This is a genomic window from Celerinatantimonas sediminis, assembly GCF_046054195.1.
In the GTDB taxonomy this organism is placed as follows: Bacteria; Pseudomonadota; Gammaproteobacteria; order Enterobacterales; family Celerinatantimonadaceae; genus Celerinatantimonas.
In genome coordinates, this window is the sequence record NZ_JBEQCS010000001.1 from 311,798 (window position 1) to 336,377 (window position 24,580).

The following is a 24,580-nucleotide window of genomic DNA, read 5'->3' on the forward strand; positions in this document are numbered from 1 at the left end:
GCCAGAGCGGTGAGAAAAAGTCTTATGGCATTCACCAGTGCGCTTTAAATCTACTTGTCGGATACTGTTCATCGCGCTTTAATGAAATACGCACGGTTTTAAACAAGGAGCAGTTGTGATGGATTATTTTGCGTTGTTGGTAAGTGTCGGTGCACTTTGGGCGCTGGCCGTAGTAACTCCCGGGCCGAATATGTGGCTGACGGTTACTGTTGCTTTGCGAGCCTCGCGAACGGCTGCTTTGATGAGTGTTTTTGGCATCTGCTCAGGCACTTTTGTGTGGGCGTTGGCCGCTGCCTTTGGTATTACCGCTTTATTTGTGATTGCGCCGTGGGCCTTTTGGTCGATTAAACTCGTCGGAGGCTGCTATTTAATCTATCTGGGAAGCAAGATGCTCTATGGTGCGCTTAAGCCATCGAATCGAAAACAGCTAGATAGGGCTCATGTTCAGCACTCGTATAAATATTATTATTGTCAGGGGTTTATCACTAACTTAACCAATCCGAAAACAGCGATTTTTATTGCCAGTATGTTGGCGGCGGCAATGCCGGCACATGTCAGTGTGAGCCTTGGTATTGCTGAGGTGGCGGTGATGGTTTTGTTATCGCTTTGCTGGTACAGCGCTGTCGCTTGTCTATTTTCACTAAGCGCATTTAAACGCGGTTATTTAAAAGTAAGTTGTTTATTCGAGTCTTTGGCAGGGGCTGCGTTAATGGGTTTTGGCGTGCATTTAATTGCTTCAAAAAGATAATTATCTCTTAGATAAACGAGTATTTTCCCTCTCTAACGCGTTTTTTATTTGAGCAATTTGTTCTTCTGTAAGGTTCACTATTTGTTCAGTGTAATTCGTTAGTTTGGGCTATCAGATGTCTTTGTGCTGAAATAGTAAAATAAGCAGGATGGTGAAATAATTCATCGTAATTAGAAAGTTCATTGTAGCCGTCGATTACCTTTTAGTAATCTCTTAGTACACCAAACGTAAGATTAATTTAAAGAAACATCAATATACTTTATTAACCTTGCAGTTGTTGGTTTGCACTATTTATAGTTTCACAATATTTAGGGTGGTTACGTGCCTCAATATATGAATGTGTTTCATAGCACTCACAATATTTAGCCAATTTAATGATTTCCTTTTTTACTTGCTCTTTAATCTTACTATTTACATAAATAGAATGGGACTTTTCATAGTCAAAGGGGTCGCTAATAACTAGCATTTCATTCTCATCTTGAATGTAAAAAAGAAGATATTTGTCACCATCTTTGAAATTTTCATAGATTATTTTGGATGATGGGATCATGTTTTTTTTCCCCGCAGCTAAGCCTATCAGTAAGAATATCCCGCCTCCAATAAATGCCTTTGGACCAACAACGATAAATCCTACAATGGCGACAATCCCACCTGTTGCCATGACAAAATGGGCAATGTAGTACATAATTTTTGGTACTTTTTGGTAATACTCATAAACATATCCATACTTCGTAAATTTATATGAATATAGATAGTTGGCCATCAACACATAATAGGTTACCCAACTCATTAAGAGAGTCATACCTACTAGGGCACAAACGCCTAGTAAATAATAATAATAATAATTTAGAGCTATTGATGATAAAGTAAATAATGAGAAAATAAACAGAGTCATAAGTCGTCTAACCTTCTCTGTATGATATGGAACGATAATCTTCCACTCCAGCAAAGCCGCTGCTGAATCTATCTTTGACTTTCTATCATCTAAATTCATATTTGTCTTTTATCGAGGTGAAGATGGAATGATTGAACCATTGCTTCCCACTCATAGAGTGCATCCGATTGTTTGCTTTTATATTTACTCAACTTTATTTTTTATGAGTTCTTCAAATTTAGGATGTTCAAGGTAGCTATCTTCATCTTTCACACGATAAATTTCGGGGTTTGATAAGATTTTAGAAAAAACAGAAATTATTTTTTCTTTTTCGGTTTCTGGATAATTTAAATGAAGGTTATTTCTTGTTCTTAAAGGGTCAGTTTTTATAGATATTTTTCTTTTTTCGGTGATGATAAACATGACATACTTGAGTTTAGGGTCGATTTTTCTATAATTTCTTGTCATATCGGGCCCTAGCGGCAACCCTTTTCCAAGGATACCCGTTAATAGAAACATTCCACCTCCCACAAAAGCCATAGGACCAATGACCATGGTGCCGACAATGGCAACTATCACCCCTAACACCATAAATATCGCTGTCAGTTTATAGCCAAATTCAGGGACTTTTTGATAACGAGTATAATAGTAACCATAGCGCGTTAAATAGTAATGGTAGTGGTTGTCAGCCATCACAAAAAATTGAATGCTAACGGGTATAGAAATAGCGCAAGTGAAGAATGGAAAATATGCGGTTGTATATATCCCTAATCCGATAAAAACAGCGAAAAATACTAGTGATAGTATCAGTCTTATTATGGGAACTGTTGGGCCAAAAGGGACAATTATTTCCCATTCAAATAAAATAGGGGCATTTTCTATTTGGGCAATTTGTTCTTGTGTGAGGTTCACTATTCGCTCAGCCTAATTCGTTAGCGTGGGCTATCAGATGTCTTTGTGCTGAAGCCGTAAGATAAGCAGGATGGTGAAATAATTCATCGTAATTAGAAAGTTCATTGTAGCCGGTGATCATCTTTTAATAAAATTATCAGTACACCAAACTCAAGATTATTTAAAGAAACATAAATATACTTTATTAACCTTGCAGTTGTTGGTTTGCACTATTTATAGCTTCACAATATTTAGGGTGGTTATGTGCCTCAATATATGAATGTGTTTCATAGCACTCACAATATTTAGCCAATTTAATGATTTCCTTTTTTACTTGCTCTTTAATCTTACTATTTACATAAATAGAATGGGACTTTTCATAGTCAAAGGGGTCGCTAATAACTAGCATTTCATTCTCATCTTGAATGTAAAAAAGAAGATATTTGTCACCATCTTTGAAATTTTCATAGATTATTTTGGATGATGGGATCATGTTTTTTTTCCCCGCAGCTAAGCCTATCAGTAAGAATATCCCGCCTCCAATAAATGCCTTTGGACCAACAATGATAAATCCTACAATGGCGACAATCCCACCTGTCGCCATGACAAAATGAGCGATGTAGTACATAATTTTTGGTACTTTTTGGTAATACTCATAAACATATCCATACTTCGTAAATTTATATGAATATAGATAGTTGGCCATCAACACATAATAGGTTACCCAACTCATTAAGAGAGTCATACCTACTAGGGCACAAACTCCTAGTAAATTATAATAATAATAATTTAGAGCTATTGATGAGAAAGTAAATAATGAGAAAATAAACAGAGTCATAAGTCGTCTAGCTTTTTCTGTATGATATGGAACGATAATTTTCCACTCCAGCAAAGCCGCCGATGAATCTATCCTTGACTTTCTATCATCTGAATTCATATTTGTCTTTTACCGAGGTGAAGATGGAATGATCGAACCATTGACTCCCACTCATAGAGTACATCTGACTGTTTGCTTTTTTCATATCGTGGAAGCCTTTCTTTGCTGACAACAGTTTTGAATTCCAATGGCATTGATAGTTTTCTGTCTTTTAAATTTTAAAAACGAATGGGATATTTGCTGTGATTGTCAGTCGCTTTTATATTTACTCAACTTTATTTTTCATGAGTTCTTTAAATTTAGGATGTTCATAATAATCATCCTCATCTTTAACTCGATAAGTTTCGGGATTTGATAAGATTTTAGAAAAAACAGAAATTATTTTTTCCTTTTGAGCTTCTGGATAATTTAAATAAATGTTTTCTCTGGTCCTTAAAGGATCAGTTTTTATAGATAACTGCCTTTGTTTGATAATGACAAACATAACGTATTTGAACTCTGGATTGATTTTTCCATAATTTCTTGTCAAATCAGGCCCTAGCGGCAACCCTTTCCCAAGGATACCGGTTAATAGAAACATTCCGCCCCCCACAAAGGCCATAGGGCCAATGACCATGGTGCCGACAATGGCAACTATTACCCCTAACACCATAAATATTGCCGTCAGTTTATAGCCAAATTCAGGGACTTTTTGGTAACTTGTATAATAGTAACCATAGCGTGTGAGGTAGTAATGATACTGATAGTCTGCACCCACAAAAAATTGAAAGATAGGTGGTATGAAAATAGCAAGAATTGTAAAGAAAATAAGTTCATCGGCATATATGCCACAGCCAATCAAAAAGAAGAAGGCTGTTAATGAGAAAATCAATCGGAATTTATGCATATTAGGGCCTAAGGGAACCAATATTCCCCATTCAAATAAAATAGGGGCATTTTCTATTTTGGCCTTTTCTTCTGCAGTTATCATAATGCCGATTGTTTACACGGAAGCCGTATGAATATTCCCGTTATTCAAGGCTTCCAAATACCTTACTTAAGTCGCTTTTTGTTCTATAAATTTGGTTTGCATTCTAATTGTCGCTATGGGTTCGCCCTGTTTAGCTATGACATTCATACTAATGCGTCCCTTCAATGACATTCCATTTTTTATGTTGGATATCATATTCACGATGTAACACTTTATTGACCTTATTCCAAGGGGTATGATAACGGGGATCAGGGTAACCTAAATCTGTTGCTCGTTGACTAAAATGTTTTTGCTCATCAATGTCCTCCTGACTAAAATATGCTAATTTTTCTTCCGAGATTGCTTTATAAGGAGTAATCGTTCCAACATATTTAAATGGGCCACAGCCGCCTAACCACAATTTCACTCGGCCATCCGGTAGGAAGCCAAAATTAAAGACAAAGTAATGGCATTCTTCTTGTTCGCTGGGTCTATCAACTGGGGCCGACATAGTACCATGGTTAATGATATCCTGAATTTTTTTTGTGATGTTAACGCGAGTCTGATATAGCTTTAAGTTGACCAACGAGGTCCAGTTGATCTCAAAATAATCGGGGAGTTCTGTAGTCCCCATGCCCATTTGCCCGGTTTCTTGAGTCGTAAATACACTTAAAGGAATGGCATAGCCATCATAATGGGGAAATGTTTGGCGGACCGATTGAATACTTTGGCCTACAGCTTTAATTTGCGTTGCGATAGCTGCCATTGGTTCGCCATTTTTATCCATAGCATTCATATTATTGATTTCCACCGGGTAAATACTGGGGGCCACATATCCGATTAGCCAACGATCCCTATCACTGGTGTGTTCTGGCTGGGCTTGGCAGGCGACTAGTGGCACCAATGCAACTAAGAGGGTGATTTTAATTGCGAGCGATTTAATCATTTTGGTATTCATAAGCAAATTCATACTAATGTATCCGATTGTTTGCTTTTTTCATATCGCGGAAACCTTTCTTCGCTAACAACAGTTTTGAATTCCAATGGCATTGATAGTTTTCTGTCATTTAAATTTTAAAAACGAATGGGAGATTTGCTGTGATTGTCAGTCGCTTTTATATTTACTCAACTTTATTTTTCATGAGTTCTTTAAATTTAGGATGTTCATAATAATCATCCTCATCTTTAACTCCATAAGTTTTGGGGTTTGATAAGAGTTTAGAAAAAACAGAAATTATTTTTTCCTTTTGAGCTTCTGGGTAATTTAAATAAATGTTTTCTCGGGTCCTTAAAGGGTCAGTTTTTATAGATAACTGCCTTTGTTTGATAATGACAAACATAACGTATTTGAACTCTGGATTGATTTTTCCATAATTTCTTGTCATATCGGGCCCTAACGGCAACCCTTTTCCAAGGATCCCCGTTAATAGAAACATGCCGCCTCCCACAAAAGCCATAGGGCCAATGACTATGGTGCCGACAATGGCAACAATCACCCCTAATACCATAAATATCGCTGTCAGTTTATAGCCAAATTCAGGGACTTTTTGATAATGGGTATAATAGTAACCATAGCGCGTGAGATAGTAATGAGACTGATAGTCTGCTCCCACAAAAAATTGAAAGATAGGTGGTATGAAAATAGCAAGAATTGTAAAGAAAATAAGTTCATCGGCATATATGCCACAGCCAATCAAAAAGAAGAAGGCTGTTAATGAGAAAATCAATCGGAATTTATGCATATTAGGGCCTAAGGGAAGTAAAATTTCCCATTCATATAAAAGAGGGGGCATTTCTATTTTGGCCTTTTCTTCTTCTGTGATCATAATGCCGGTTTGCCTATGGAACGCATAGGGATATTTTGGTCTAGTCTGACATATTTCTTTTTCTAATTTGTGTGTTGCAATTTATGCATTCACCAAAGATGACCATCTATGCGACCATTCGTGTGCCCTTATTTTGCATTCATATGTGCGTTATGTCATTGCAATCGCTAACCAGTATCATGGGCATCGTGCAGGGAAACCTATCACTCTCTTCGAGGGTGTGCAGCCTCTGGAAAAGCGGGGTGGCTAAATAACTCATCGTAACTGGCCACTTCATAGTAACCATGGACATGAAATAAGGACGTCAATTTCGTTTTAATCGCCTCTTTTTGAGTGCCAACATATCCTTCAAATTCGATGCGATCATCATGCGGTATTGCGGTGAGTGATAGTCTATTTAGTTTCGTATGAAAAAAAAGAACATATTCAGCATTGTAATCGACGGAATGGAAATATATCTTCCCATGGGGTCTTGGCGGCTTGAATGCCATTAAGGCAAACCCACCCGCTCCGACAAAGGCTAAAGGACCCATCACCAAAAAAGCGATGATGCACACGGGTATCCCAATCACACAAAAAAAGGTATTGATACTATAAGCGGCTTTGACGGCTTTTTGATAAAAGCTGCACTCAATGCCATAAGGGGTGATCCGATACTGATAGTGCAAATCGGCCCCAGCAACCCCGTAAATAATAAATATCAAGACTGCCGTCGAAAGGAATGTTGTAGCAATTCCCAATAGATTCAATCCGCCTATAATTAAAAAAACAAATATAATGAAGCATTCCAAAGCAATCGTGAGAAATAACCTCGCCCGACGAGAAATAAATGGAACTATTGCCTCCCACTCATAGAGTGCATCCGACTGTTTGCTTTTTTCATATCGTGGAAGCCTTTCTTTGCTGACAACAGTTTTGAATTCCAATGGCATTGATAGTTTTCTGTCTTTTAAATTTTAAAAACGAATGAGATATTTACTGTGATTGTCAGTCGCTTTTATATTTACTCAACTTTATTTTTCATGAGTTCTTTAAATTTAGGATGTTCATAATAATCATCCTCATCTTTCAGACGATAAGTTTCGGGATTTGATAAGATTTTAGAAAAAACAGAAATTATTTTTTCCTTTTGAGCTTCTGGATAATTTAAATAAATGTTTTCTCGGGTCCTTAAAGGGTCAGTTTTTATAGATAACCGCCTTTGTTTGATAATGACAAACATAACGTATTTGAACTCTGGATTGATTTTTCCATAATTTCTTGTCAAATCAGGCCCTAGCGGCAACCCTTTCCCAAGGATACCGGTTAATAGAAACATTCCGCCCCCCACAAAGGCCATAGGGCCAATGACCATGGTGCCGACAATGGCAACTATTACCCCTAACACCATAAATATTGCCGTCAGTTTATAGCCAAATTCAGGGACTTTTTGGTAACTTGTATAATAGTAACCATAGCGTGTGAGATAGTAATGATACTGATAGTCTGCCCACATAAAAAATTGGATGGCTGAGGGGATAATTATCGCGCTAATAATAAGGTAGATATTTCCGTTAAAGTATATAGCGGATCCTAGGAAGAGAATAAAAACAGTTAGTGCATAAATTAATCGGACTTTATGCATATTAGGGCCTAAGGGAAGTAAAATTTCCCATTCATATAAAAGAGGAGCGGACTCTATTTTGGCCTTTTCTTCTGCGGTTATCATAGTGTTGGTTTGCCTATCGAACGCATACTCTATCTTCGAGGGTGCGCAGCCTCTGGAAAAGCGGGGTGGCTGTATAACTCTTCGGAATTAGTCACTTCATAGTAACCATGGACATGAAATAAGGACATTAATTGGGCCTTAATCGCCTCTTTTTGAGTGCCGACAAATCCTTTAAACTCGATGCGATAATCATGCGGTATGGCGATGAGTAATAATCTATTGGTTTTTTCTTGAAAAAAAAGAACATATTCAGCATCGTAATCAACGGAATGGAAAAAAATCTTCCCATGGGGTCTTGGCGGCTTGAATGCCATTAAGGCAAACCCATCCGCCCCGACAAAGGCTAAAGGCCCCATGACCAAAAAAGCGATGATGCACACGGGTATCCCAATCACACAAAAAAAGGTATTGATACTATAAACGGCTTTGACAGCTTTTTGATAGTAGCTGCATTCAATGCCATAAGGGGTGATCCGATACTGATAGTGCAAATCGGCCCCGATAACGCCATAGGTAAGAAATAGTAAAAGCGCAAGTGATAGAGTCAAGTAACCAATAGCCAATATATCAAATGTTCCTGCGACTAAAACAGGAATTAAAGCAACACATTCCAAACCCAACGGTACCGCCCACTTCAACCATGGGGGCGCGACTGGAACCATTGCCTCCCACTCATAGAGTGCATCCGATTGTTTGCTTTTTTCATATAGAGGAAGGTCTTCGTCATCAATGAAAACTTTAAATTCCAATGGCATTAGATATATTTCTATTTTTAAATAGTTAAAACAAATGGATTAATTGCTGTGATTGTCCGTTGCTTTTTAAATCTAATCAATTTTGTTTTCTTTTAACTCTTTAAATCTTGGGTGTTCTGCCCAATCATCAGTAGTTTTAACCCGATAAATTTCAGAGCTCGATAAAATTTTAGTTAAAACAGATATTATCTCTTTCTGATATTTAGAAGAGTAATATAAGCAAATAGTATAGTCTGTTTTCATCGGCTCTGTTGTTAACCAAATTTTTTTAGTCTCAATGACTAAGAATAAAATATATTTAAATTCAAAGTGGAACGCATTATAGTGCTTGGTCATATCAGGCCCTAGCGGCAACCCTTTCCCAAGGATACCCGTTAATAGAAACATTCCGCCTCCCACAAAGGCCATAGGGCCAATGACCATGGTGCCGACAATGGCAACTATTACCCCTAACACCATAAATATTGCCGTCAGTTTATAGCCAAATTCAGGGACTTTTTGGTAACTCGTATAATAGTAACCATAGCGCGTGAGATAGTAATGATACTGATAGTCTGCACCCACAAAAAATTGAAAGGTAGGTGGTATGAAAATAGCAAGAATTGTAAAGAAAATAAGTTCATCGGCATATATGCCACAGCCAATCAAAAAGAAGAATGCTGTTAATGAGAAAATTAATCGGAATTTATGCATATTAGGGCCTAAAGGCACCAGTGTTTCCCATTCAAATAAAATAGGGGCATTTTCTATTTGAGAAATTTTTTCTTCTGTAAGATTCACTATTCGTTCAGCCTAATTCGTTAGCATGGACTATCAGATGTCTTTGTGCTGAAGTAGTAAAATAAGTAGGATAGTGAAATAATTCATCGTAATTAGAAAGTTCATTGTAGCCGGTGACTAACTTTTAATAATAATATTATCAGTACAGAAAGATAAAGATTAATTTAAAGAAATATCAATATACTTTATTAATTTTGCGACTGTTGGTTCGCACTATTTATAGCTTCACAATATTTAGGGTGATTACATGCTTCAATAAAAGAATTGGATTTATAATACTCACAGTTCTTGGCTAGTTTTTTAATTTCCTTATTAACTTTATCTTTTACATTGTTATCAACGTTAATAGAATGATAATTTCTAAAATTAAAAGGGTTGCTAATTATTATTATTTTGTTTTCATCTTGAATATCAAAAATGTAATATTCTTCACCATCCTTGAAATCTTTATAAGTTATTTTGGGTGAGGGGATCATGTTTTTTTTGCCTGCAGCTAAGCCTATCAGTAAGAATATCCCACCTCCAATAAATGCCTTTGGACCAACAACGATAAATCCTACAATGGCGACAATCCCCCCTGTTGCCATGACAAAATGGGCAATGTAGTACATAATTCGTGGTACTTGTTGGTAATGCTCATAAACATACCCATACTTAGTGAATTTGTATGAATATAGATAATTGGCCATTATCACAAAATACATTATCCAACTCATTAAAATTGTCGTTACTGCGAGGAAAATAATGCCTACTAAATCTTTGTAAATATAGCCAGTAACTATTAATATAGTAAAAAAAACTAAAAAAATAAACAGAGTCATAAGTCGTCTAACCTTCTCTGTATGATATGGAACGATAATCTTCCACTCCAGCAAAGCCGCTGCTGAATCTATCTTTGACTTTCTATCATCTAAATTCATATTTGCCTTTTATCGAGGTGAAGATGGAATGATTGAACCATTGCTTCCCACTCATAGAGCACATCCGACTGTTTGCTTTTTTTATACAGAGGAAGGTCTTCGTCATCAATGAAAATTTTAAATTCCATTTGATGTTCTTAATCAACCTGACTTTCTACTAATTCCTTTATTCTAGGGTGGTTGACATATTCATCATCATTTTTAACATAATATATTTCAGGTTTTAAAAGAATTTTACAAAGAATAGATATTAATTTATCTTGCTCCTCTGGTGGATAATTTATCATATCAGTCAATCTTATTCTCATAGGGTTAGTATTTATGCTTATTTGATTTTTTTCTGTTATGATAAATAATATATATTTGAAGTCAGAATGGAATTCATTATACTCTCTCGTCAAATCTGGTCCTAGCGGCAACCCTTTTCCAAGGATACCCGTTAATAGAAACATGCCACCACCCACAAAAGCCATAGGACCAATGACCATGGTGCCGACGATGGCAACAACCACCCCTAACACCATAAATATTGCCGTCAGTTTATAGCCAAATTCAGGGACTTTTTGGTAACTCGTATAATAGTAACCATTGCGCGTGAGATAGTAGTGATACTGATAGTCCGCGAGCATAAAAAATTGAGTACCAAAAGACATTACAATCGCAACAATGATAAAAGTAATATATAGCTCGGTATATATGGCACATCCTAGGAAAAAGAAGAACATAGCGATAGATAAAATTAGACGAACTCTATGCATATGTTTTCCAGGATATCCCAAAGTTTCCCATTCATATAAAATAGGGGCATTTTCTATTTGGGCAATTTGTTCTTGTGTGAGGTTCACTATTCGTTCAGCCTAATTCGTTAGCGTGGGCTATCAGATGTCTTTGTGCTGAAATAGTAAAATAAGCAGGATGGTGAAATAATTCATCGTAATTAGAAAGTTCATTGTAGCCGGTGACTAACTTTTAATAATATTATCAGTAAAGAAAGATCAAGATTAATTTAAAGAAATATCAATATACTTTATTAATTTTGCAGTTGTTGGTTTGCACTATTTATAGCTTCACAATATTTAGGATGATTACATGCTTCAATAAAAGAATTGGATTTATAATACTCACAGTTCGTGGCTAATTTTTTAATTTCCTTATTAACTTTATCCTTTACATTGTTATCAGCATTAATAGAATGATAATTTCTAAAATTAAAAGGGTTGCTAATTATTATTATTTTATTTTCATCTTGAATATCAAAAATGAAATATTCTTCACCATCCTTGAAATCTTTATAAGTTATTTTGGGTGATGGGATCATGTTTTTTTTGCCTGTAGCTAAGCCTATCAGTAAGAATATTCCACCTCCAATAAATGCCTTTGGACCAACAACGATAAATCCTACAATGGCGACAATCCCCCCTGTTGCCATGACAAAATGGGCAATGTAGTACATAATTCGTGGTACTTGTTGGTAATGCTCATAAACATACCCATACTTAGTGAATTTGTATGAATATAGATAATTGGCCATTATCACAAAATACATTATCCAACTCATTAAGATTGTCGTTACTGCGAGGAAAGTAATGCTAACTAAATCTTTGTAAATATAGCCAGTAACTATTAATATAGTAAAAAAAACTAAAAAAATAAACAGAGTCATAAGTCGTCTAACCTTCTCTGTATGATATGGAACGATAATCTTCCACTCCAGCAAAGCCGCTGCTGAGTCTATCTTTGACTTTCTATCATCTAAATTCATATTTGCCTTTTATCGAGGTGAAGATGGAATGATTGAACCATTGCTTCCCACTCATAGAGCACATCCGACTGTTTGCTTTTTTCATACAGAGGAAGGTCTTCGTCATCAATGAAAACTTTAAATTCCAATGGCATTAGATATATTTCTATTTTTTAAATAGTTAAAACAAAGGGATTAGTTGCTGTGATTGTCAGTTGTTTTTTAAATCTAATCAATTCTATTTTTAATGAGTTCCTGTGCTCTGGGATGTTTAGAAAATTCTTCATCGCTTTTAATATGATATGTTTCAGGGTTGGACAAGATTTTTGTGAAGATATTGATGAGTTTTTGTTCATCTGTTTTAGAATAATCAATAATATAGTTATATTTTCTCTGCATGGGGTCAGTTTTTATCCATAATTGACTTCGTTCTTCCATTACAAATAGAACATGCTTAAATTTTGGATTTATAATCTTATAATTCCGCGTCAAATCTGGTCCTAACGGCAACCCTTTTCCAAGGATACCCGTTAATAGAAACATGCCACCACCCACAAAAGCCACGGGGCCAACGACCATGGTACCGACAATAGCAACAATCACCCCTAATACCATAAATATAGCCGTCAGTTTATAGCCAAATTCAGGGACTTTTTGGTAACTTGTATAATAGTAACCATAGCGTGTGAGATAGTAATGATACTGATAGTCTGCCCACATAAAAAATTGAATGGCTGGGGGGATAATTATCGCGCTAATAATAAGGTAGATATTTCCGTTAAAGTATATAGCGGATCCTAGGAAGAGAATAAAAACAGTTAGTGCATAAATTAATCGGACTTTATGCATATTAGGGCCTAAGGGAAGTAAAATTTCCCATTCATATAAAAGAGGGGCATTTTCTATTTTGGCCTTTTCTTCTGCTGTGATCATAATGTAGGTTTGCCTATCGAACGCATACTCTATCTTCGAGGGTGCGCAGCCTCTGGAAAAGCAGAGTGGCTGTATAACTCTTCGAAATTGGTCACTTCATAGTAACCATGGACATGAAATAAAGACATCAATTGGGTTTTAATCGCCTCTTTTTGAGTGCCAACATACCCTTCAAATTCGATATGATAGTCATGCGGTATGGCGGTGAGTGATAGTGTATTTAGTTTCGTATGAAAAAAAAGAACATATTCAGCGTCGTAATCGACAGTATCGAAAAAAATCTTCCCATGGGGTCTTGGCGGCTTGAATGCCATTAAGGCAAACCCACCGGCCCCGACAAAGGCTAAAGGCCCCATCACCAAAAAAGCGATGATGCACACGGGTATCCCAATTACACAAAAAAACGTATTGATACTATAAACGGCTTTGACGGCTTTGACGGCTTTTTGATAGTAGCTGCTCTCAATGCCATAAGGGGTGATCCGATACTGATAGTGCAAATCGGCCCCGATAACGCCGTAGCCAAGAAAAAGTAGAAGAGGCGTCGTTAGTAGGATAAAACTAATCCCAATTAAATCAATTCCCCCAATCGATAAAAAAACAATGAATGCGAAGCATTCCGCAATGGCAGGAACAAGCCACCGAGAATAAGGTGGAATAGGTGGAACCATTTCTTCCCACTCATAGAGTGCATCCGACTGTTTGCTTTTTTCATACAGAGGAAGGTCTTCGTCATCAATGAAAACTTTAAATTCTAATGGCATTAGATATATTTCTATTTTTTTAAATAGTTAAAAAATGGATTAGTTGCTGTGGTTGTCCGTTGCTTTTTAAATCTAATCAATTCTATTTTTAATAAGTTCCTGTGCTCTGGGATGTTTAGAAAATTCTTCATCGCTTTTAATATGGTATGTCTCTGGGTTGGATAAGATTTTTGTGAAGATATTGATGATTTTTTTTTCATCACTCTTAGAATAATTAATAGTATAGTTATATTTTATCTGCATGGGGTCAGTTTTTATCCATAATTGACTTCGTGCTTCCATTACAAATAGAACATGCTTAAATTTTGGATTTATAATCTTATAATTCCGCGTCATATCCGGTCCTAACGGCAACCCTTTTCCAAGGATCCCCGTTAATAGAAACATGCCACCCCCCACAAAAGCCATGGGGCCAACAACAAATGTGCCGACAATAGCAACAATCACCCCTAACACCATAAATATCGCTGTCAGTTTATAACCAAATTCAGGGACTTTTTGATAATGGGTATAATAGTAACCATAGCGCGTGAGATAGTAATGATACTGATAGTCTGCACCCACAAAAAATTGAAAGATAGGTGGTATGAAAATAGCAAGAATTGTAAAGAAAATAAGTTCATCGGCATATATGCCACAGCCAATCAAAAAGAAGAAGGCTGTTAATGAGAAAATCAATCGGAATTTATGCATATTAGGGCCTAAGGGAACCAATATTTCCCATTCATATAAAAGAGGAGCGGACTCTATTTTGGCCTTTTCTTCTGCTGTTATCATAATGTCGGTTTGCCTATGGAACGCATGGGAATATTTTTGTCTAGTCTGACATATTTCTTTTTCTAATTTGTGTGTTGCAATTTATGTATTCACCAAAGGTGACCATCTATGCGACTATTCATGTGCCCTTATTTTGTGTTCATATGCGCGCTATGCCACTGCAATCGCCAACCAGTATCATGGATCATGGGCGTCGTGCAGGGGAACCTATCACTCTCTTCGAGGATGTGCAGGCTCTGGAAAAGCGGGGTGGCTGTATAACTCTTCGGAATTGGTCACTTCATAGTAACCATGGACATGAAATAAGGACATTAATTGGGCCTTAACCACCTCTTTTTGAGTGCCGACAAACCCCTTAAACTCGATGCGATAGTCATGCGGTATGGCGATGAGTAATAATCTATTGGTTTTTTCTTGAAAGAAAAGAACATATTCAGCGTCGTAATCAACGGCATGGAAAAAAATCTTCCCATGGGGTCTTGGCGGTTTGAATGCCATTAAGGCGAACCCGCCAGCCCCGACAAAGGCTAAAGGCCCCATCACCAAAAAAGCGATGATGCACACGGGTATGCCAATCACACAAAAAAAAGTATTGATACTATAAGCGGCTTTGACGGCTTTTTGATAGTAGCTGCTCTCAATGCCATAAGGGGTGATCCGATACTGATAGTGCAAATCGGCCCCAGCAACCCCGTAAATAATAAATATCAAGACTGCTGTCGAAAGGAATGTTGTAGAAATTCCCAATAGATTCAATCCGCCTATAATTAAAAAAACAAATATAATGAAGCATTCCAAAGCAATCGTGAGAAACAACCTCGCCCGACGAGAAATAAATGGAACCATTGCCTCCCACTCATAGAGTGCATCCGACTGTTTGCTTTTTTCATATCGCGGAAACCTTTCTTTGCTAACAACAGTTTTGAATTCCAATGGCATTGATAGTTTTCTGTCTTTTAAATTTTAAAAACGAATGAGATATTTACTGTGATTGTCAGTCGCTTTTATATTTACTCAACTTTATTTTTCATGAGTTCTTTAAATTTAGGATGTTCATAATAATCATCCTCATCTTTCAGACGATAAGTTTCGGGATTTGATAAGATTTTAGAAAAAACAGAAATTATTTTTTCCTTTTGAGCTTCTGGATAATTTAAATAAATGTTTTCTCGGGTCCTTAAAGGGTCAGTTTTTATAGATAACCGCCTTTGTTTGATAATGACAAACATAACATATTTGAACTCTGGATTGATTTTCCCATAATTTCTTGTCATATCGGGCCCTAGCGGCAACCCTTTTCCAAGGATACCCGTTAATAGAAACATTCCGCCCCCCACAAAAGCCATGGGACCTACAACCATGGTGCCGACAATGGCAACAATCACCCCTAATACCATAAATATCGCTGTCAGTTTATAGCCAAATTCAGGGACTTTTTGGTAACTCGTATAATAGTAACCATAGCGTGTGAGATAGTAATGATACTGATAGTCCGCGAGCATAAAAAATTGAGTACCAAAAGACATTACAATTGCAAGAATGATAAAAGTAATATATAGCTCAGTGTATATGGCACATCCTAGGAAAAAGAAGAATATAGTAATGGATAAAATTAGACGAACTATACGTATACGTCGTTCAATATATCCCAATGTTTCCCATTCATATAAAATAGGGGCGGACTCTATTTTGGCCTTTTCTTCTTGTGTGAGGTTCACTATTCGCTCAGCCTAACTCGTTATCGTGGGCTATTAGATACCTTTGTGCTGAAGTATTAAGATAAGCAGGATGGTGAAATAATTCATCGTAATTAGAAGTTCATCGTAGCTGTTGATTACCTTTTGGTAATCTCTTGATACACCAAACTCAAGGTTAATTTAAAGAAACATCAATATACGTTGTTAACCTTGCAGTTGTTGGTTTGCACTATTTATAGCTTCACAATATTTAGGATGATTACATGCTTCAATAAAAGAATTGGATTTATAATACTCACAGTTCTTGGCTAATTTTTTAATTTCCTTATTAACTTTATCCTTTATATTGTTATCAGCATTAATAGAATGATAATTTCTAAAATTAAAAGGGTTGCTAATTATTATTATTTTATTTTCATCTTGAATATCAAAAATGAAATATTCTTCACCATCCTTGAAATATTTATAAGTTATTTTGGGTGATGGGATCATGTTTTTTTTGCCTGTAGCTAAGCCTATCAGTAAGAATATTCCACCTCCAATAAATGCCTTTGGACCAACAACGATAAATCCTACAATGGCGACAATTCCACCTGTCGCCATGACAAAATGAGCAATGTAGTACATAATTTTTGGTACTTTTTGGTAATACTCATAAACATATCCATACTTCGTAAATTTATATGAATATAGATAATTGGCCATTATCACAAAATACATTATCCAACTCATTAAAATTGTCGTTACTGCGAGGAAAATAATGCCTACTAAATCTTTGTATATATAGCCAGTAACTATTAATATAGTAAAAAAAACTAAAAAAATAAACAGAGTCATAAGTCGTCTAACCTTCTCTGTATGATATGGAACGATAATCTTCCACTTCAGCAAAGCCGCTGCTGAGTCTATCTTTGACTTTCTATCATCTAAATTCATATTTGCCTTTTATCGAGGTGAAGATGGAATGATTGAACCATTACCTCCCACTCATAGAGTGCATCCGATTGTTTGCTTTTTTCAGACAGAGGGAGGTCTTCTCAATGAAAAATTTAAATTCCAATGGCATTAGATATATTTCTATTTTTTAAATAGTTAAAATAAATGGATTAGTTGTAGTGGCTGTCCGTTGCTTTTTAAATCTAATCAATTCTATTTTTTATGAGTTCCTGTGCTTTGGGATTTTTAGAATATTCTTCATCGCTTTTAATATGATATGTTTCAGGGTTGGACAAGATTTTTGTGAAGATATTGATGAGTTTTTGTTCATCTTTTTTAGAATAATTAATGATATAGTTATATTTTATTTGCATGGGATCAGTTTTTATCCATAATTGACTTGGTTCTTCCATTACAAATAGAACATACTTAAATTTTGGATTTATTATTCTATAATTCCTTGTCATATCGGGCCCTAATGGTAATCCTTTCCCAAGGATACCCGTTAATAGAAACATGCCGCCACCCACAAAAGCCATAGGACCAATGACCATGGTGCCAACAATGGCAACAATCACCCCTAATACCATAAATATCGCTGTCAGTTTATAGCCAAATTCAGGGACTTTTTGATAACGAGTATAATAGTAACCATAGCGTGTGAGATAGTAATGATACTGATAGTCTGCCCACATAAAAAATTGGATGGCTGAGGGGATAATTATCGCGCTAATAATAAGGAGGATATTTCCGTTAAGGTATATAGCAAATCCTAGACAGAGAATAAACACAGTTAGTGCATAAATTAATCGGACCTTATGCATATTAGGGCCTAAGGGAACCAATATTTCCCATTCAAATAAAATAGGGGCATTTTCTATTTTGGCCTTTTCTTCTGCTGTTATCATAATGTCGGTTTGCCTATGGAACGCATGGGAATATTTTTGTCTACGTCTGCCATCTTGATTTGGGTGAACTGCATATTTAGTGGTTTAAATGCATAGAGTTCTTCATCGAGATGCGCTTGATGAACTGATGCTTCAAGGTTTTTAGTCTGTTTCATATGGACTGTACTGGTCGCTTCAGCAACACCTGCTTCGAGTTTACCAAAGTAATATACACCTTCTTTATCATATCCGAGATTATATATGATGCCAAAGCATATGCCGATGTTACATCCCATACGGGAATGTCCCATAAACTCGACTATGTATTGACGGATATTACTCGATTTTTCATCGTTCTTGAGCGCTTGCCATTGGCCTTTTGACTCATCGATAACCTTTGATTGACCGCTGGCTGATTGATAAATGATTTTTAGTCCGATTGTCGCCCCTTCAACAAGTTGAGTGTTCAGTGATATGGTTATTCTCCATTTATGAAATAATATTATTTCATCTGGTGATTTCCCAGATTGACTCAATTTTATTGCTTCTTCTTTAGAAAGGGGAAGTTTTTCCGTTTGGACAATTGGCTCATAGATAAGGCTGATAAATTTTTTTAGGGCATCGCTCAGTGACCAATTTTTATTGGGATGAATGCCCCAGGTGGTTTGTTCCAGCCATTTCTGAATACTAGAGTAAGAGAATAGGCAGACCATTATCAGGCCTAGAACTAATAGGACACTTGCAATAGCGCCTACAACCGTCATCCATGCTGCGGCCATAGCAGCTATAGGAGAATTTATCATTATGGTCGCCATAAATTGTCCGACGGAAACAGCTCCAATGCCTAATGTTGATATGAATTGGAAGCTGTATCCTAATCTCGCCAGCGGGCTTTCAAGTTTATTCATCGTTTTTTTCAGTAAGGTTAAGCTATCTAACAGACAAGCCAGCCCTGTGGCTATTGCGACGACTCTAGTTAGGGCTAATATTTCAGTCACTGTTAAAAATTCGAGGGATTCTTTCCCTATAGTTACCTCCAATTTTGTTATGCTTAACTCGATTAGGTCTGAATCAATAGATTTCAATTCAGTCCATGCTTGATTTTTATATAATTGAAAAATCGCACTGACTGACCACGCAAAGTCACTTGATATTTTTTTGATGACTTCGACATGATATGGGCTCTTATCTTTTCCCAGCTCGCCTTGGATATTGGCTATTTCAGCCATTAGATTCCACATCGTTAGTACCGCCGATATACCATCATACTTGCCAGCTTTATCCCATATATTTTTGGTTCGTTCTCCCCATGAATCAATCTTCTGATTGAAGTAATCCTGTGTTTTTACTTTGACTTCATTCATGATTTTTTCATTCGTAGTTTTTATAAGCGATGATTCTAATAGTTCTTTTTGATATTTCAGGGTGTCTATTTTGGCTTGTTGTCGTTTAACCTTGTCAGGATTAATAACTTTCCCTTTTTTTACCATCGTGTTGTGAACATATTCTTTTAAATTTAATTTTAATGATTCGATGGATGAGCTGACAGAGTTATATTTCTTGACAGCTTCGGGGTCAACGACGATTGGCGCATCGTATAAGATACTTTTGACAAAAACGAACCTTAGATTACCAAGCAGTGCTTCGGGTGTGTTCTTGTTTATCCACTGATAGGGCAGTACCATATCTGTGACTTTATTCATCATTTTTTTGATGTTTGATGTGCTTCCCAACTTGCAAAAGGCGTCCACGGTTTCTTGAATAGGTTGTAAAAATTCTTTATAGAATTTGGATTCGATGATTTTTTTGGTCGTCGTTAGGGCATGCCAGGTACTCATTCGTCCGATGATGACATCTATATTGGACGGGCTGACATTGAAATAATTATTTTGTACAGTGGCCTTATTGAGTTGGTCCCAAAGCGAATATGAAAAACTAAACCCAGATAATGCCAGTAAATTTTTAGGGTGTTTGATGGAAAGGATTTCTTTAAGTCTTTTTTCTAAATCAGATGTTACGGTGGCTTGTGTCACACAGGCTAATATCTGAAAAAACAGGTTATATAAGTAATGTTGACCATCTTCTGTTTGTGTATCTATGCCAAAGCGTTCGGTTTCAACGCCTAGTTGCTCAACAATACTGGTAAATTCTTCAAAAAATAGCTCTATTTTTTGGTTGATTTGTTGGATCTCGTTTCCGATTTGAATTAGGAATTTATCCAACTTTTCCCACTGAACGATCGTTTCACAGTCATAGATATGGCCATATTTTTTTAAAAAGTCATCACAGCTTTTCGTGCTGGTTAAGCTCAGTGGATCTGGAACCTCATAGTTCCATCTCTTTTTTAATTGGCTTCTGATATTTTGGATTTGTGATTGAGAGGCCTGACTTGCTGTCATTATTGCAAGTCCTTGACTTCCTTTCAGGTTGGCTTGGCGTGTGTGCAGAGCCGATAGATACGCAGTCAGTGTATTTTCAAAATCTAGCTGAGATTCAATGTCATTTTTTACTTGGGGCGGGAGTTCCTTCACAGGCACTCTGGCGCGGCCAAGGCTGCGGATAATTTCCGCTGTTTGCAGTTTTTTCTGGTTCTCATCATCGCCAATCACGGCTCGCCGATTGATCCAATGATGGTTGAGTTGTAAAAAACTATCCGAGGTATCAGCCAATACATCATCCAACGCAACAAATAGGGCGCTTTGTTTATCTAAGCCGGCAGTGTAGGTGGCTTCACTGTTAGGAGCTTTAACCGCAACTAAGTTGGATTTATCCGAGTCGGCTTGATTGGTTGAACTATCATCTGGCATGTAAAGCGGGCTGAGCGGCGTACAAGTGCCGCTAAATGCATCCAATGGCACCGATTGAGAGGATGAGCTAATATCCGCCACTCGCTCGCCTAATAGACTGATATCGGCTGTGTGCTGGTGTTCCATGGTGGCATGGTAATGGCCGAGGCTTAATCGGCGCATCCACTGATTGCGAGCCGTGACATCCGAGCGCATGTGTTCGCAAATTCGCCATGTCCAACGCTGATGGGCAAAGGCTAGATACAGCGTCTCTTTAACGGAGTGTTCGATATAGGTGGCGCTTACTCCTGGGGTGCCACGTTCATCGGGGGTTTGGTCGGGCGCGTTTGTTCCCCAGTCATATTTGATTAAGTCAGCGCCGCTGACCTGATATTCATGCAGCGTTTTATTCTGCTCACTATAAACATAGAGCCAACCATCCCGAAGCTGGCGCAAGGTATAAAACGAGTGATGGACTTTAAACGGCGGGTGCCATGGCTCGTTGCTGGGCAGCGGATTGTTTTGCTTGCCTGTGCTTTCATCCACATCATCCAAGGCGTAGCGGACGGGCACAATGGCAATGGTTCCCGATTTTAATTTGCATTGCTTGCTTGCAGATTTTACATCGCTTTGGCCACCGGCTTTTGCGGCAGCGCGAGCAGGGGAGTCGGAAGTTGTGCTCATGCGTGTGGGTCCTGTTTTGCGGCGTGCTCTGCGAGTAACTCGGCCTGATCAACCCGCTGAGATGGGGTTTGTTCGCTGGGCTTCGTGAGCAGTTGATAAATGTTTGGGTAGGCGTCGATATCGGTTACCGCGCGCTCGCCCAAATAGCCAATGATATTAAAGTACAGCAGCAGGTCGCGCTCCGTGGTCATGCCACGTTGATAGGCAACCTTGGCTTGCTCATCAATCCACTGGATGGGATGATCATGGGCGGCTATCAACTCTGGGAACCATTGGCGCAGATGCGCTTGGATGTGTTCTCGAGTATTGCGCCATGTGATGTCTCCCAGTTGTTGCCATTGCTGGTCGCTTAATGTCAGCCAATCGCTCATGGTGTCGGTGGCGAGCTCAGCGCTTTGAGAAAAAGGGTTGCGCATCTGTTTGAGCCCTTCACGGGTGAGACACCAGACGGATGAGATGGACTGCCAGTAATGTTCGCAAGGGGTATTCAATAACACCCAACTGGCTTCGGAGTGGGCCATTTTAAAAAAGGCTAAGCCACCATACGGTGGATGCACTTTGATAAATTGGCGGAGGTGATCGGCCAGTGCTTCAAGTTTTAGCGAGGAGCTGAGGAAAAAGCCAGCCGTTGGTTGCGATTGCTGGGCAAACCAGTCCTGAACCTCTGGTGTTGCTTGAATGAGGTAGGGCGAAACAGCCCTGAGCTGGTCATAAGGTTCAAACAGGTAGATAGGCTCTAACACCAGTGGCCCATCAATGTCGTATAACTGCTCGGCCAGTGCTTTGATTTGCCCGCCATCGACCAATAGATACAGTGATTCGTCCTGCATCAGTTCCATCTCGGGAAAAACGAGACTCATGACTCGGACTCATCTTCTGCGGCTTGGCATTGTTCACAGGCACCATCTTGCCCTGTTAACGCTTCGACTTGCTGATTTTTGAGCAGTGGATCTTCGGACACTTCGCTTGCTTGCACATCGTTGATGGTGGCTTCCTCAGGGGCGTCCGGTTTGCTGACAAGGGTGGGTAATTTTGCAATGCTGCCAGCATAATCGCTGCCAGAGCCGGCGCTTCCGCCTGAGTTTAAGTTAATCGCTGGGCCGACGATGGAGACACCGGAGGCGTCAATTTTGATAAAACTGCCGCCAGCGGTGAGGGTTATTTCGGAGCTGCTTTTGAGCACCATTTTGCTACCTGCGTTGAGGTGGATTTCTTGGCCTGTTTCCACCAACATCGACAGGCCTTGCTTCATATGCAGTGTTTTCTCCACATACTGCGTTTGCTGGCCTTTGACATGCACCCGGCTCTCCCCATCCACGGTCTGATGGGCATCGCCCTTCACCCGCTGAAACTGGTTGCGGGTCACGGTCAAGTGGTCGTCTTCGCCAATTTCGGTCTTGCGGTCATTCTCGATGTTGCTGTTGAAGTCCTTTTGCGCATGGATAAAGATTTCTTCATGGTCTGCCTGGTCTTCAAAGCGCAGTTCATTGTACCCGCTGCCCTGATGGGTTTCGGTACGCAGCACGGTGCGGGTCTTATTCGCCGGCAATTCATAGGGTGGCAGGTTGGTGGCATGGTAGGTTCGCCCGGTGATAATCGGTTGGTCCGGGTCCCCTTCTAAGAAGCTGACAATCACTTCATGGCCTATCCGGGGAATGGCCACCATCCCATATTGGCTGCCCGCCCATCCTTGAGAGACTCGTATCCAGCAGGAGCTTTGGTCATCCCCATTGCCATAGCGGTCCCAGGGAAATTGCACTTTCACCCGGCCATAGTTATCGCAGTAGATTTTTTCATCAGACGGGCCCACCACGGTGGCGATTTGCGGTCCATCCACCCGTGGTTTTGGGTTGGGGGTCGGCCGCCAGGGCAGGTTGCTGGCCAACACCTGAAACTGGTTGGTGTAGGTGGTTGCCCCGTCCCCGCCGGCTTCTTCCAGTGCCTGGGGTTGTTGGCCCTGATGGTGCACACTGACCAGTAACCAGCTGCGATTGCACTGCTCATCCAGATGGTCGGTCATGGTGGCGGTGTAACCACTGACCAGTTGGGGGATGGTGCTGTCCCCTTCGCCGGTTTGGCTATTGCGGCGCAGGGCGTCTAACCGGTATTGACTGAACGGTTTGCCCTGACTATCCGTTTTGTAGCGCCCCGGGTAGTCGTAGTGTTCATAGCTGGCCGGGTCCAGGCCACTGTCGGCGGTTTGTAAAAAACTGTAGGCGGGCTTTTTAAAGCTGTAATCTTTGAGCTGTGCGCTGGTGGGGGCCGTTTGATAGTGGCGACGAAAGGCCCGCACAAACGGATTGCGTTGATAGCCGCCGGCGGTGGCATTGTATTCTAACGTCACTCCCAACTGAGGCGCCTGCTGGGTGTTGTCGGTAAACACCACGGTGTGTTTGCCATCCTGATGGACAAAGTAATAATACATGCCCTCTTCGGCGGCCAGCCGTTCGATGAAGGCTAAATCACTCTCCCGATACTGCACGCAGTATTCGCGGGTGAGGTGGGTGTCCGTGATGGCAAAGGCGTAATCGGTAATGCCCATTTCCTGGAGTAAAATCGAGATAATCTGCTGGGCATTGTACTGCTGGAAAATCCGGCTGTTCTGGCGCAGGGTAAGGCGTTTGAGCGCTGGCACCAGGGTCAGTTGGTAGCGGGTGTGATGAAAGCCGGTATCCCCCTGGGTAAAGGCACTGACAATGCCATACCAGCATTGCTGCGCTTCGCCATCTTGCCAAAGTGTGAGAGAGGCATTCTGGTCGATAATGGTGGTGGCATCCAGTTGGTCATTGCGGCTGGCCAGTTCCAGGGTAAAGGCAAAGGGGGAGCTTAAGGCCTCCTGGCCGTCAAAGGCGATGACCTGCAAACTAGTGTCGCTGAGCCCTTCGATACTCAGGGTAAATTGTAATCCGCTTTGCTCTGCCATAATCGAACTGTCCTGTTAAATTGCCATAGCTACCGCACCGGTTTTCTTGGAACAAGAACCGGGAAACGAGTGCGTTATCACGCGAAAAGCCGCGAAATAACGGCGAATATGCTGTGAAACCAAT

Annotated in this window: 24 protein-coding genes; 1 reads left to right on the forward strand and 23 read right to left on the reverse strand. The window is 39.2% G+C overall.

From position 1 onward, the window contains the following. The first annotated feature begins 118 nt into the window (after positions 1–118). Positions 119–748 carry a LysE family translocator gene (locus ABTQ23_RS01470; RefSeq protein WP_408614047.1) on the forward strand — a complete coding sequence of 210 codons (630 nt, stop codon included), beginning with the start codon at positions 119–121 and terminating at the stop codon, positions 746–748. Positions 749–1,010: 262 nt separating this feature from the next. Here the strand turns inward: ABTQ23_RS01470 and ABTQ23_RS01475 are convergent, their stop codons facing one another. The 23 genes from ABTQ23_RS01475 to ABTQ23_RS01585 all read right to left on the reverse strand — a co-directional run bounded on the left by ABTQ23_RS01475 (position 1,011) and on the right by ABTQ23_RS01585 (position 24,456). Then, positions 1,011–1,742, reverse strand: coding sequence for an immunity protein TsiV2 protein (locus ABTQ23_RS01475; RefSeq protein ID WP_408613842.1), 732 nt, complete (start codon positions 1,740–1,742; stop codon positions 1,011–1,013). Positions 1,743–1,826: 84 nt separating this feature from the next. After that, positions 1,827–2,534, reverse strand: a complete 708-nt coding sequence (locus tag ABTQ23_RS01480; RefSeq protein WP_408613843.1) for an immunity protein TsiV2 protein — start codon at positions 2,532–2,534, stop codon at positions 1,827–1,829. A 184-nt stretch (positions 2,535–2,718) separates the two neighbouring features. Continuing rightward, the gene (locus tag ABTQ23_RS01485; RefSeq protein WP_408613844.1) at positions 2,719–3,450 is read right to left on the reverse strand and encodes an immunity protein TsiV2 protein; all 732 of its coding nucleotides are present in this window, start codon (positions 3,448–3,450) and stop codon (positions 2,719–2,721) included. Between the two features lie 205 nt (positions 3,451–3,655). Then, positions 3,656–4,360, reverse strand: a complete 705-nt coding sequence (locus tag ABTQ23_RS01490; RefSeq protein ID WP_408613845.1) for an immunity protein TsiV2 protein — start codon at positions 4,358–4,360, stop codon at positions 3,656–3,658. Between the two features lie 148 nt (positions 4,361–4,508). After that, positions 4,509–5,297: a DUF2931 family protein gene (locus ABTQ23_RS01495; protein ID WP_408613846.1), complete on the reverse strand. Its 789-nt coding sequence runs from the start codon at positions 5,295–5,297 to the stop codon at positions 4,509–4,511. A 163-nt stretch (positions 5,298–5,460) separates the two neighbouring features. Beyond that, positions 5,461–6,165 (reverse strand): immunity protein TsiV2 protein, encoded by a 705-nt coding sequence (locus tag ABTQ23_RS01500; RefSeq protein ID WP_408613847.1) that lies wholly within the window; start codon positions 6,163–6,165, stop codon positions 5,461–5,463. A 203-nt stretch (positions 6,166–6,368) separates the two neighbouring features. Next, on the reverse strand, positions 6,369–7,097 hold the full coding sequence (locus ABTQ23_RS01505; RefSeq protein WP_408613848.1) for an immunity protein TsiV2 protein: 729 nt from the start codon (positions 7,095–7,097) through the stop codon (positions 6,369–6,371). A 71-nt stretch (positions 7,098–7,168) separates the two neighbouring features. Further along, the gene (locus ABTQ23_RS01510) at positions 7,169–7,873 is read right to left on the reverse strand and encodes an immunity protein TsiV2 protein (RefSeq protein ID WP_408613849.1); all 705 of its coding nucleotides are present in this window, start codon (positions 7,871–7,873) and stop codon (positions 7,169–7,171) included. Between the two features lie 29 nt (positions 7,874–7,902). Then, on the reverse strand, positions 7,903–8,628 hold the full coding sequence (locus ABTQ23_RS01515; protein ID WP_408613850.1) for an immunity protein TsiV2 protein: 726 nt from the start codon (positions 8,626–8,628) through the stop codon (positions 7,903–7,905). A 72-nt stretch (positions 8,629–8,700) separates the two neighbouring features. Further along, positions 8,701–9,408: an immunity protein TsiV2 protein gene (locus ABTQ23_RS01520; RefSeq protein WP_408613851.1), complete on the reverse strand. Its 708-nt coding sequence runs from the start codon at positions 9,406–9,408 to the stop codon at positions 8,701–8,703. Positions 9,409–9,596: 188 nt separating this feature from the next. Beyond that, positions 9,597–10,328: an immunity protein TsiV2 protein gene (locus ABTQ23_RS01525; RefSeq protein ID WP_408613852.1), complete on the reverse strand. Its 732-nt coding sequence runs from the start codon at positions 10,326–10,328 to the stop codon at positions 9,597–9,599. A 137-nt stretch (positions 10,329–10,465) separates the two neighbouring features. Next, a complete protein-coding gene (locus tag ABTQ23_RS01530; RefSeq protein ID WP_408613853.1) occupies positions 10,466–11,173 on the reverse strand; it encodes an immunity protein TsiV2 protein in 708 nt (235 codons plus the stop codon). Between the two features lie 185 nt (positions 11,174–11,358). After that, entirely contained in the window at positions 11,359–12,090 is a 732-nt protein-coding gene (locus tag ABTQ23_RS01535; protein WP_408613854.1) for an immunity protein TsiV2 protein, read from the reverse strand. 207 nt (positions 12,091–12,297) lie between these two features. Beyond that, positions 12,298–13,002, reverse strand: coding sequence for an immunity protein TsiV2 protein (locus ABTQ23_RS01540; RefSeq protein WP_408613855.1), 705 nt, complete (start codon positions 13,000–13,002; stop codon positions 12,298–12,300). A 29-nt stretch (positions 13,003–13,031) separates the two neighbouring features. Then, a complete protein-coding gene (locus tag ABTQ23_RS01545; protein WP_408613856.1) occupies positions 13,032–13,766 on the reverse strand; it encodes an immunity protein TsiV2 protein in 735 nt (244 codons plus the stop codon). A 72-nt stretch (positions 13,767–13,838) separates the two neighbouring features. Continuing rightward, positions 13,839–14,543, reverse strand: a complete 705-nt coding sequence (locus ABTQ23_RS01550; protein WP_408613857.1) for an immunity protein TsiV2 protein — start codon at positions 14,541–14,543, stop codon at positions 13,839–13,841. Between the two features lie 210 nt (positions 14,544–14,753). Further along, complete coding sequence (locus ABTQ23_RS01555; RefSeq protein WP_408613858.1) at positions 14,754–15,482, reverse strand: immunity protein TsiV2 protein; 729 nt, start codon at positions 15,480–15,482, stop codon at positions 14,754–14,756. 71 nt (positions 15,483–15,553) lie between these two features. Next, positions 15,554–16,261: an immunity protein TsiV2 protein gene (locus ABTQ23_RS01560; RefSeq protein ID WP_408613859.1), complete on the reverse strand. Its 708-nt coding sequence runs from the start codon at positions 16,259–16,261 to the stop codon at positions 15,554–15,556. Between the two features lie 183 nt (positions 16,262–16,444). Further along, entirely contained in the window at positions 16,445–17,176 is a 732-nt protein-coding gene (locus ABTQ23_RS01565; protein WP_408613860.1) for an immunity protein TsiV2 protein, read from the reverse strand. Between the two features lie 203 nt (positions 17,177–17,379). After that, positions 17,380–18,084: an immunity protein TsiV2 protein gene (locus ABTQ23_RS01570; protein ID WP_408613861.1), complete on the reverse strand. Its 705-nt coding sequence runs from the start codon at positions 18,082–18,084 to the stop codon at positions 17,380–17,382. Then, positions 18,081–21,533 carry a T6SS effector BTH_I2691 family protein gene (locus tag ABTQ23_RS01575; protein WP_408613862.1) on the reverse strand — a complete coding sequence of 1,151 codons (3,453 nt, stop codon included), beginning with the start codon at positions 21,531–21,533 and terminating at the stop codon, positions 18,081–18,083. The genes ABTQ23_RS01570 and ABTQ23_RS01575 overlap by 4 nt, the downstream gene beginning before the upstream one ends. Beyond that, positions 21,530–22,393, reverse strand: coding sequence for a DUF4123 domain-containing protein (locus ABTQ23_RS01580; RefSeq protein ID WP_408613863.1), 864 nt, complete (start codon positions 22,391–22,393; stop codon positions 21,530–21,532). The genes ABTQ23_RS01575 and ABTQ23_RS01580 overlap by 4 nt, the downstream gene beginning before the upstream one ends. Beyond that, positions 22,390–24,456: a type VI secretion system Vgr family protein gene (locus ABTQ23_RS01585; protein WP_408613864.1), complete on the reverse strand. Its 2,067-nt coding sequence runs from the start codon at positions 24,454–24,456 to the stop codon at positions 22,390–22,392. The genes ABTQ23_RS01580 and ABTQ23_RS01585 overlap by 4 nt, the downstream gene beginning before the upstream one ends. Positions 24,457–24,580: the final 124 nt, after the last annotated feature.